The sequence below is a fragment of the Flavonifractor sp. An4 genome (assembly GCF_002161755.1).
Lineage (GTDB): Bacteria > Bacillota > Clostridia > Oscillospirales > Oscillospiraceae > Flavonifractor > Flavonifractor avicola.
Genome location: NZ_NFIL01000012.1, coordinates 59,449 through 69,607, shown reverse-complemented (window position 1 = coordinate 69,607; position 10,159 = coordinate 59,449). Strand labels below are relative to the sequence as shown.

Sequence of the window (10,159 nt, the reverse complement as noted above, 5' to 3'; positions counted from 1 at the left end):
GGCAAACCACTCCTACCTTATCAGGGAGTTTTTTACTTTTCTACTTTCCTCCTCGCTATAAGCTATTTTTTACCCCCGGCATAGCCGGGGGTTGACTTTGGTACCACCAACGTCAAAAAGGGCCGCCCGTGAGGGCGGCCCTTTTGCTTATTGTTTGGCGGTATCGAAGGCGGGATTGGTGAAGTAGACGTTCTTCCGGTCCATCTTCTCCTTGGCCAGGCGCACCGCCTCACCGAAGCGCTGGAAGTGGACGATCTCCCGCTCCCGCAGGAAGCGGATCACGTCGCTGACGTCGGGGTCGTCGCTGAGGCGCAGGATGTTGTCATAGGTGACCCGGGCCTTCTGCTCGGCGGCCATATCCTCGGTGAGGTCGCAGATCACATCCCCCTTGACGCCGATGCTGGCGGCGTTCCAGGGGGCGCCGGAGGCGGCGGTGGGATAGATGCCGGTGGTATGGTCCACAAAATAGGGAGCGAAGCCGCCCTCTCTCAGCTGCTCCTGGGTCAGTCCCCGGGTAAGCTGATGGACGATGGCACCGATCATTTCCAGGTGGCCCAGTTCTTCGGTACCGATGTCGGTGAGCAGGCCCTTGAGCTCGGGATAGGGCATGGCGTAGCGCTGGGACAGATAGCGCAGAGAGGCGCCCAGCTCGCCGTCGGGGCCGCCGTACTGGCTGATGACCCAGGCGGCCAGCTTGGGGTTGGGGGTCTTGATGCGCACGGGGTATTGCAGCTTCTTCTCGTACTGGAACATTACTTGGCCCCTCCTTCCGCGGTGTAGTTCCAGGGCCAGTCGCCCTCCAGCCAGGCGGCCCAGCTGTCGGCGCCGGCGGCGGCATTCTGGGTCAGGGGGCCGTGGGCGGCCTCATACTTTTTGCGGGCCTCGGCCTCCAGGGCGGCGTACTTCCGGAAGAGCTGGAAGGCCTCGGCGTCGTCCTGGTGGGTGTCCAGGTAGAGGCCCAGCTCCTGGAGCATGAACTCCAGGGCCTGGAGCTCCGCCAGCTGGGTGCCCAGCACCTTCACCGCCTCCGCCTTGATGCGGAAGGGCAGGTTCAGGCCGGGAAACAGGGTGCCGTTGGCCAGGGCCTCCTGCTGGGAGTAGCGCTTGGGGTTATTGGGCTGAAACGGCACATAGGGGACGGCCAGGGGGGCGCACTCAGGGAGCGTGCCGCAGCTGTCGTCACAGATGCCGGGATTGTTCTGAGGGTTGTTCTCGGGATACAAGGGGTGTCCCTCCTCCTATGGATTGGGACGGGACGGGAGCCCCGTCCAGAACATCCTATGCGGAGGTTGGAAAAAAGGCGCCATTCAGTCAATAGAAAAAGGCCGTCCCGAACGGGACGGCCTTTGGGGTATGCAGATTAGTGCTGCTCGCCGCGCATACGGGCGAAGCAATCGCTGCAGTAAACAGGACGGTCGGACTTGGGCTCGAAGGGCACCTTGGCCTCGCCGCCGCAGGAAGCGCAGGTAGCGGTGAAGTACTCGCGGGGGCCGCGGGAGGCAGCCTTGCGGGCGTCACGGCAGGCCTTGCAGCGCTGGGGCTCGTTCTGGAAGCCGCGCTCGGCGTAGAACTCCTGCTCACCGGCGGTGAACACGAACTCCTGGCCACATTCCTTACATACCAGAGTCTTGTCTTCGTACATGATGTTACCCTCTCTTTGCTTCTTTGCCCAGGTCCGGATGATCCATGTGCTGGGTCAGTGTAATATTGCGATCAGCCTTTGCTGATGTCGCCGGAAGAAGTTTGCTGCGCCAGCTTGCGCCGGATACGCTGCACCGCGTTGTCCACCGATTTGGGGGACTTGTTTACCTCGGCTGCAATCTCGGAGTAGGACAGACCGTTCAGATACAACCGAAGTACGCTTGCCTCGAAGCCGGACAGCTGACCGATCAGCGCCTCCAGACGTTCCCGGAAGGATTCCCGGCTGAGGAAGATCTCCTCCGGGTCTGTTCCCTGTCCGTCAGGTGCGCTGAACGCCAATGGATCGCCGTTCCCACTAAAAAGAGGGGTTCCGAACGAGACGGAGTTGTTCAGCGGTATGTGCTTATCTCTTGCTGCTGCTTTGATAACGGAGAACAAACGGTTTTTGATGCACACCTCCGCATAGGTGCGGAAGGAGGCGGCCTTTTCTGGGTCATATTCCCGGATAGCGGCCAGCAGCCCCACCATTCCCTCCTGGATCAGGTCCTCGCTGTCTCCGCCGGCCAGGAAATAGGGCCGGGCGCAGATGCGGACCAGTCGGTTATAGCGCACCACCAGGTCCTCTTCGGCCTGACGATCGCCGGAAGCGGCCAGGGCACACAGGGCCTCATCACTGGGATCCTGCGGTTGGAAATGGTCCTCTTTCATGCCGTTTCTCCTTGCACATTATAAGCGTTGATACCTGAATTTGTCAAGTGTTTGCCAGAAATATTTCAGTTTCAGCCCCGATTTTTTATGACATTTGCCAAGAGCTCTGCAACTTTCTCTGCATCCTCCTGGCTCTGGGCCTCCACCATCACCCGCACCAGGGCCTCGGTGCCGGAAGGACGGACCAAAACCCGTCCGGTGCCCGCCAGCAGCTTCTCCTGCTCTGCCACGGCGTCCATAATGGAGGGGTCGTTCATGATGGCCTGCTTGGCGGCGTTATCGGCCACCGGCACATTGATGAGAGTCTGGGGATAGCGCTTGCAGCCTTCCACCAACTGAGAGGCCTTCTTGCCGGAGCGGCGCAGCAGGGCCAGGAACTGCAGGGCGGTGAGCTGGCCGTCGCCGGTGGTGGCGTATTTGCGGAAGATGGTGTGGCCGGACTGCTCGCCGCCCAGGACCCAGCCTTCCTCCTCCATCTTCTCCAGCACGTTCCGGTCACCCACAGCGGTGCAGAACAGCTCCATGTTGTGCTCCCGGCAGAAGACGTGCAGGCCCAGGTTGCTCATGACGGTACCCACGATGGCGTTGCCGGGCAGCTTGCCCTGCTCCAGCAGCTCCAGGCCGCAGGCGGCGATGACCTGATCGCCGTCGATCTCCTCGCCGGTCTCGTCTACCATAAGGCAGCGGTCGGCGTCGCCGTCAAAAGCGATGCCCAGGTCGTACTTGCCGGCGGTGACCATGGCCTTCAGGCCGTCCAGATGGGTGGAACCGCAGCCGTTGTTGATGTTCACGCCGTCGGGGTCGGCGTTGATGATGTCGGTGTGCAGGTCGGGGAAGGAATCGAAGAGCCGGCCGGCGGTGGCGGAGGAGGCGCCGTTGGCGCAGTCCACCAGGATCTTCAGGCCGGACAGGTCGGAATCGATGGTGGATACCAGGTGATCGATGTAGTCCTGGCGCTCCTTCTGGTCGGCGTAGGTCACGCGGCCGATGTCGCCGCCGGTCTTGCGGGGCACGGGGACCTTGTTGAGGATAATGTCCTCGATCTTGCCCTCCAGCTCATCGGGCAGCTTGAAGCCCTGGCTGTTGAAGATCTTGATGCCGTTGTGCTCAAAGGGGTTGTGGGAGGCGGAGATGACGATACCGGCGTCACAGCCGCTGTCCACCGTCACCCAGGCCACGCCGGGGGTGGGGATCACGCCCAGGTGGAGCACGTCGGCGCCGGCGGAGCACAGACCGGCCACCAGCGCACCCTCCAGCAGATCGGAGGAGATGCGGGTGTCCTTGCCGATGGCGAACCGGGGACGCCCCTCCCCTTTCGCCTGGGCCAGCACATAGGCTGCCGCCACGCCCACATCATAGGCCAGTTCCGCGTCCAGACCGGCGTTGACCACGCCGCGAATCCCATCGGTTCCAAACAGTTTACCCATGCTAGATTACCTCTTTCTACCGAAATCATCCAATTAAAACGATGTGTTAAGGTTTGTGTCTGCTCTGTAGGGGCGGCCTCTACGGTCGCCTGTGGGACTAAAAGCTCAGCTGCTCCATTCCCACCCCGCCGGGGACGGCCAGGCCCAGGTGCTCATAGGCCCGCCGGGTGACGCACCGGCCTCTGGGCGTGCGGGTGAGGAAGCCCATCTGCATCAGATAGGGCTCGTATACGTCCTCCAGGGTGACAGCTTCCTCGTTGATGGTGGCCGCCAGGGTCTCCAGACCCACTGGGCCGCCGCCGTAGTGCTCAATAATGGAGCGGAGCATCCGCCGGTCAATGGCGTCCAGCCCCAGGTGATCCACCTCCAGGGCGGACAGGGCCACGTCGGCCACCTCCCGGGTGATGACGCCCCCGGCCTTCACCTGAGCGAAGTCACGCACCCGGCGCAGCATCCGGTTGGCGATCCGGGGGGTACCCCGGCTGCGCTTGGCGATCTCCATAGCGCCGTCAGGCTCGATGGGCACATCCAGGATGCCCGCAGACCGGGTGACAATGAGGGCCAGCTCCTCCGGGGTGTACAGCTCCAGCCGCAGGGTCACACCAAACCGGTCCCGCAGAGGGGCGGACAGCTGGCCCGCCCGGGTGGTGGCTCCGATGAGGGTGAATTTGGGCAGGTCCAACCGGATAGAGTTGGCAGACGGTCCCTTGCCGATGATGATATCGATGGCAAAGTCCTCCATGGCAGGATACAGGATCTCCTCCACCGACCGGTTGAGCCGGTGGATCTCATCCACGAACAGGATGTCGTTTTCCGCCAGATTGGTGAGCAGGGCCGCCAGATCGCCGGGCTTTTCGATGGCCGGGCCGGAGGTGATGCGGATGTTGACCCCCATCTCGTTGGCAATGATGTTGGAGAGGGTGGTCTTACCCAGGCCGGGCGGGCCGTGGAGCAGCACGTGGTCCAATGGCTCGTTCCGCATCTTGGCGGCCTGGATAAAGACCTCCAGGTTGCCCTTGGCCTTGGCCTGGCCGATGTATTCGTTTAAGGTCTTGGGCCGCAGGGAGCCCTCGTTCTCGTCATCCCGGGTGAGGGATGTGGTCACCAGAGGCTCCTCGGTCTCAAAGCCGTCTTCAGAAAATGCAATGCTCAAAGTCTCACTTCCTTATCCGCGCCACCCGTCCAGCAGCTCCTCCACTTTGTCCAGGAAGGCGCCCTCCCCCAGGGTGTTGATCTTGAACAGCATGGCCTGACTGCCGCCGGAGGTAATGGCGGACAGGAACAGATGGGGGCCGTTGCCCACCAGAGTCAGGTTCAGGCTCACCCGGTTGCCCCCCATAAAGCTGTACCGCTCATACACCCGGACGGCCACCCGGAAGGAGCCGTTGTGGTAGTCGCTGCTGTCCTCCCAGCTGGCGGAGGAGCTGCCGTTCAAAATCCCGTCGTGCAGATAGTCCAGCAGTCCGTCAAAGCTGCCGGTGAGGTTGCGTTCCAGTTTGGCCATGGTGGTTCCTCCTTCCGGGGGATTACCCCTTCATCATTTTCTTGAGCGCCTGTTTGATGATGTCCTCCAGGCTGAGGGCATCCACGTCAATGCCCTTGAGAGCCATGCCGATCTCGGTCTGGGAGTAGCCCAGCACCGCCAGAGCGGCGGCGGCCTCAGAGGACTTGTTCTCCGGGATCACCGTGACCCCGGTGCCGCCGTAGCTCTCGCCGCCCGGGCTGATCTGACCCTTGGCCAGCTTATCCTTCAGCTCCAGGATGATGCGCTGGGCGATCTTCTTGCCGATGCCCTGGGCCACGGTGAGGGCCTTCTCATCCCCGGTGATGATGCTCATGGCCAGGGACTCGGGGGTAGCGGAAGACAGGATGGACAGGGCCGCCTTGGGTCCCACACCGGATACCGAGATCAAGAGCTGAAAGCAGTTGAGCTCGTTTTCCGTAGCGAAGCCGTACAGCTCCATGGCGTCCTCCCGGACGTTCAGGTGGGTGAAGAGCTTGGCGCTCTCCCCTTTTTTCAGCCGGGCCAGGGTATTGTTGGTGGTGCGGCAGGCGTAGCCCACCCCGCCGCAGTCGATGACCGCCAGATAGGGGGCGGTGTGGGCCACGGTTCCTTTCACATAGTAAAACATAATAATGTAACTCCTAATCCTTGCGTGCGGCGTACCGGCCGCTGCCCGGCCGGTTGGCGTCGGGGCTCTGGAGCCGGGAGGTGTATGAGCGGGCGTGGCACAGGGCGATAGCCACCGCATCGGCGGCGTCGTCCGGCTTGGGGACAGCTTTCAGGTTCAAAAGCCGCTTTGTCATGTCCATGACCTGCCGTTTTTCCGCCTTGCCATAGCCCACCACTGCCTGCTTCACCTGGCTGGGGGTATATTCGTAAATGGGCACCTGGTGCCGTTCCGCCGCCAGCAGCAGCACCCCCCGGGCCTGAGCCACGCCGATGCCGGTGGTGATGTTGTTGTTGAAGAAAAGCTCCTCGATAGCCATGGCCTCCGGCTTGAATTGCTCCAGCAGCAGGTCCATGTCATTGGAGATCTGGAGGAGCCGGGCGGGCAGGGCCTCACCCGCCGGGGTGGTAATGGCCCCGCACTGGACCAGCCGGGCCCTCCCCCCCGCTGCCTCCACCAGGCCGAAGCCCACGATGGCGAAGCCGGGGTCGATGCCTAAAATCAGCATAGCGTCGGTTTCCTCCCTGTTTTCCATACAGAGAATATTGTATCACGGCCTTGAAACGGGCGCAAGGAGGAATTAGGCCCGCCCCGGGACGCAAAGAGGGCCTGCTGCAAAATAGCTGTTTTGCACAAACCTGTCATTGCGAGCCAGTGCGCACACTGGCGTGGCAATCCGTTTCCCCGGCAAAAGGGACGGATTCCCACGAAAAACGGCCGCCCGGTGGGCGGCCGTTTTTCTCGGAATGACGGGTCTTTGTACGAGCTGCACATTTTGCAACAGGCCCTGGCTGTTTACGCTCTGGGATGGGCTTTGTTGTACACGTCCTTCAGCTTCTGGCTCACCACCTGGGTGTAGATCTGGGTGGAGGAGATATCGGCGTGGCCCAGCATCTCCTGAATGGAGTGGAGGTCGGCGCCGTTTTCCAGCAGATGGGCGGCAAAGGAGTGGCGGAGGGTATGGGGGGTGATGTCCTTCTGAATGCCCGCCTTCTCCTGATAGTGCTTGATGATCTTCCAAAACCCCTGGCGGCTCATCCGCTCCCCGCTCATGTTGACGAAGAGGGCCTTCTCGTCGGGGTGCTCCACCATCTGGGGCCTGACCCGGTCCAGATAGTTCTGCAGGGCCCGCACCGCCGCCTGGTACAGGGGGATGATGCGCTCCTTCCCCCGGTTGGCGCACCGGATGAACCCGGCAGACAGGTTGATGTTGTCCAGATTCAGGCCGATGAGCTCACTGACCCGGATGCCGGTGGCGTAGAGCAGCTCCAGCATGGCCTTGTCCCGGCAGCCCTTGGCATCGGTGGGGTCCGGCTGCTCCAGAAAGAGCTCTACTTCCCGGGAGGTAAGGATGTGGGGCAGCTTGCGCTCCACCTTGGTCTGGGACAGACCCCGGGCGGGGTTTTCGCTGATCTGGCCGATCTCCATCATCCAGGAATAGAAGGACTTGAGAGAGGCCTGGCTCCGGGTCACGGTGGCGGCAGACTTGCCCCGGGCAGTCATGCTGCGGGTATAGGCCTCCACATCGGCGTGGACTGCCTGGGTGGGAGAGATCCCCTTCTCCCCCAGCCAGTCCAGGTATTGGCGCACATCACGCAGATAGGAACTCAGCGTATTGGGGGACGCCTTTTTTTCTTCGGTCAGAAATCGTTCGTATCCACTGAGATATTCCATCCATCCAACACCTTCCCGTTTCTCTCTATCGGTTCAAAAGAGCGCCTGCCGCGCCGGAAAGCAGAGCGGGCACCACAGTCCGCTCCAGCAGAATACACACACAAACAGCGCCGAGACACAGCGCACATCGGACCAGACAGTCCCGGCCCCACAGAACCCTGCCCTTTCCCTCTCCCCGGACCCGGGCGGACAGGGCGCGGGCGGACAGGATACTCTGTACCCCCAGCACGAAGAGAGCAGGTAGAGACAGAACCCCGCCGACGCCAAACACCAGGCTGGCCAGCAGCCAGCCGGCGCCGCCGAAGGCCCGCACAAAGGAGGCGATGGAAAAGGCCAGCAAAAATCCCCGCAGGGCGAAGAGCACCGGCAGGCCCAGCACACCCAGCGCAGTGAATCCCAGCAGCAGGGCAAAGAGGGGCCAGCGCAGCGTGTCCCAAATCTGAGCCCACAGCGCGGGAACATCTACGGCGCCCTCCTGTGCGGCCAGCAGAAAGGCCTCCAGATACTGATTCAGGCTGGCTTCACCAGCGCCGCCCACCTGGGCGGCCAACAGACAGCCTGTCAGCCCACCGGCCAAAAAGCAGGCCGACAGGATGATCAGTGCCGGGACGATCCCGTCCCTGGGCACATTCCAGGCGGCCACAATGGTCCTGCGCAAAGGCTTCACCTCCCAACAGAAGCCTATGCGCCAGACTGGTAAATCAGACCTGCCTGTTTATTTCTTGGTATAATCATAGCTTAACACGGAGCATCGTGCAAGGTGCGGCAAGAAAAAAAGTCATTTTTGTCGATTATGCCGAATGCTTATGTAAAGTATATTATGTCTACCAGTGTATCGGCCAGCACGGCAGAGCCCGACAGCGGCCCCTTCTCCCCTTGATTTTTCTAGGAAAATGAGCCTTTTTTACGACAAGGAAAATCCCTTGTCACCCCGTTTTGTCAGCCCCTCCCCTGTGCGGAACGGTCTATCGGCCAGGGGTTGCTCTCGATTGGCACTCATCCCGGTAAAACAGAGAAAAGCCCTGCCGCTCAAGGGTTTCCGCCTCGAACAGCAGGGCTTTCTGCGCTGATTACATCGATTACAGATAGTATAATTACGTTTTGTATACCCCTTAATCAGCCATACCGGCATCGATGGCCTTGAGGGCGATGGCGCACTCCAGACGCTTGCGCTCCAGCTCACAGCCCACCTTGTGGGGATGCTTTATGTCGCCGCCGACAAGCAGGTTGGAGGCGGAGCAGCCGCCGGAGCAATAGAACCGGGCCCAGCAGTGGGCGCACTCCTCCCGGGTGTAGACGTTAAGACCGGCAAACCGGCTGGACAGGCTGTTGTCGAAAGTGCCGTCCTTCACGCTGCCCAGCTTGTACTCCTCGTTGCCCACGAACTGATGACAGGGGTAGATGTCGCCGTCGGGGGTGATGGCCACATACTCGCAGCCGGCGCCGCAGCCCCGCAGCCGCTTGATGACGCAGGGGCCCTGCTGAAGGTCCACGTTGAAGTGGAAGAAGTTGGTCTCCCGGTGGTCCTTCAGATACTCAGCCAGCTTCTCATACTCCGCCTTCAGCTCAGGCAGATCGGACTCCTGAATGGCGTAGGGGTCGGTCTCCTTCCCTACCACCGGCTCCACGGACACGTTCTTGCCGATGGTGGCCAGCTCCTTCACGTCCTCGGCGAAGTCCTTGTGGAAGCGGGTGAAGGTGCCCCGCAGATAGTAGTCCTTGGTGCCCCGTCCGGCGATGAGCTTCTTGAACTTGGGCACGATGACATCATAGGAGCCCTTTCCGTTGATGGTGGGCCGCAGATCGTCGTTGACCTCCTTGCGGCCGTCCAGGGACAGCACCGCGTTGGACATCTCCCGGTTGATGTACTCGATGTTCTCGTCGTCCAGCAGTACGCCGTTGGTGGTAATGGTAAAGCGGAAGCACTTGCCATGCTCCTGCTCGATGGAGCGGGCATATTCCACGGTGGCCTTCACGGTATCCATGGCCATGAGGGGCTCGCCGCCGAAGAAGTCCACCTCAATGTTGCGGCGGTTGCCCGACTTGGCAATGACGAAATCGATGGCCTTTTTGGCGGTTTCGATGTCCATGGTCATGCGCTTGCCGGTTCCGAAGTCGCCGGTGGAGGCGAAGCAGTACTTGCACCGCAGGTTGCAGTCGTGGGAGACGTGGAGGCACAGGGCCTTCACCAGGGCCTGCTGCTGCATGGAGGCGGCCTTGTCCCGGTCGATGTAGTCGTCGGCCTCGAAGATCAGGCCCTCCTTTTTCAGCTCCCGCAGCTCCTCCCAGGCCTCGGCCAGGGCGGCGGGATCATACTGAGGCAGGGCAGCGGCCAGAGCCTCGGGCAGGGCCCCATCCAGGCTCTCCCCGTTCTCCTCCCGCTCCGCCAGAGCGGTGAGCAGGTCGTGGGTCAGCTCGTCCAGCACATGGACGGCGCCGCTGTTCACGTCAACGGCGATGCGTACGCCGAGACACTGAAAGGTATGTACCATAAAATTTTGTTCCTTCCTCAGGGCATGGAAAAGGGTGGGCCTACAC

12 protein-coding genes are annotated in these 10,159 nt (G+C 61.6%); all 12 read right to left on the bottom strand.

Features of this window, described 5'->3' with window-relative positions:
* Positions 1-147: 147 nt before the first annotated feature.
* Positions 148-753, bottom strand: a complete 606-nt coding sequence (locus tag B5F94_RS07420) for a manganese catalase family protein (protein ID WP_087329066.1) — start codon at positions 751-753, stop codon at positions 148-150.
* The gene (locus tag B5F94_RS07415) at positions 753-1,223 is read right to left on the bottom strand and encodes a spore coat protein CotJB (RefSeq protein ID WP_087329064.1); all 471 of its coding nucleotides are present in this window, start codon (positions 1,221-1,223) and stop codon (positions 753-755) included. Before B5F94_RS07415 ends, B5F94_RS07420 begins: the two co-directional genes overlap by 1 nt.
* A 137-nt stretch (positions 1,224-1,360) precedes the next feature.
* On the bottom strand, positions 1,361-1,642 hold the full coding sequence (locus B5F94_RS07410) for a zinc-ribbon domain containing protein (protein ID WP_087188755.1): 282 nt from the start codon (positions 1,640-1,642) through the stop codon (positions 1,361-1,363).
* 71 nt (positions 1,643-1,713) lie between these two features.
* Entirely contained in the window at positions 1,714-2,349 is a 636-nt protein-coding gene (locus tag B5F94_RS07405; protein WP_087329062.1) for a sigma-70 family RNA polymerase sigma factor, read from the bottom strand.
* A gap of 71 nt (positions 2,350-2,420) precedes the next feature.
* Positions 2,421-3,776 carry a phosphoglucosamine mutase gene (glmM, locus tag B5F94_RS07400; protein WP_087329060.1) on the bottom strand — a complete coding sequence of 452 codons (1,356 nt, stop codon included), beginning with the start codon at positions 3,774-3,776 and terminating at the stop codon, positions 2,421-2,423.
* A gap of 97 nt (positions 3,777-3,873) precedes the next feature.
* On the bottom strand, positions 3,874-4,929 hold the full coding sequence (gene ruvB, locus B5F94_RS07395) for a Holliday junction branch migration DNA helicase RuvB (RefSeq protein ID WP_087269557.1): 1,056 nt from the start codon (positions 4,927-4,929) through the stop codon (positions 3,874-3,876).
* A 12-nt stretch (positions 4,930-4,941) separates the two neighbouring features.
* Positions 4,942-5,280, bottom strand: coding sequence for a DUF6054 family protein (locus B5F94_RS07390; RefSeq protein WP_087188751.1), 339 nt, complete (start codon positions 5,278-5,280; stop codon positions 4,942-4,944).
* 22 nt (positions 5,281-5,302) lie between these two features.
* Positions 5,303-5,908, bottom strand: a complete 606-nt coding sequence (ruvA, locus tag B5F94_RS07385) for a Holliday junction branch migration protein RuvA (protein ID WP_087269554.1) — start codon at positions 5,906-5,908, stop codon at positions 5,303-5,305.
* A gap of 13 nt (positions 5,909-5,921) precedes the next feature.
* Positions 5,922-6,455, bottom strand: coding sequence for a crossover junction endodeoxyribonuclease RuvC (ruvC, locus tag B5F94_RS07380; protein ID WP_087329058.1), 534 nt, complete (start codon positions 6,453-6,455; stop codon positions 5,922-5,924).
* A 287-nt stretch (positions 6,456-6,742) separates the two neighbouring features.
* On the bottom strand, positions 6,743-7,621 hold the full coding sequence (xerD, locus tag B5F94_RS07375; protein WP_087329056.1) for a site-specific tyrosine recombinase XerD: 879 nt from the start codon (positions 7,619-7,621) through the stop codon (positions 6,743-6,745).
* A gap of 25 nt (positions 7,622-7,646) precedes the next feature.
* Positions 7,647-8,288, bottom strand: a complete 642-nt coding sequence (locus B5F94_RS07370) for a stage II sporulation protein M (RefSeq protein WP_242959150.1) — start codon at positions 8,286-8,288, stop codon at positions 7,647-7,649.
* 445 nt (positions 8,289-8,733) lie between these two features.
* Positions 8,734-10,113: a thioether cross-link-forming SCIFF peptide maturase gene (scfB, locus tag B5F94_RS07365; RefSeq protein ID WP_087329052.1), complete on the bottom strand. Its 1,380-nt coding sequence runs from the start codon at positions 10,111-10,113 to the stop codon at positions 8,734-8,736.
* Positions 10,114-10,159: the final 46 nt, after the last annotated feature.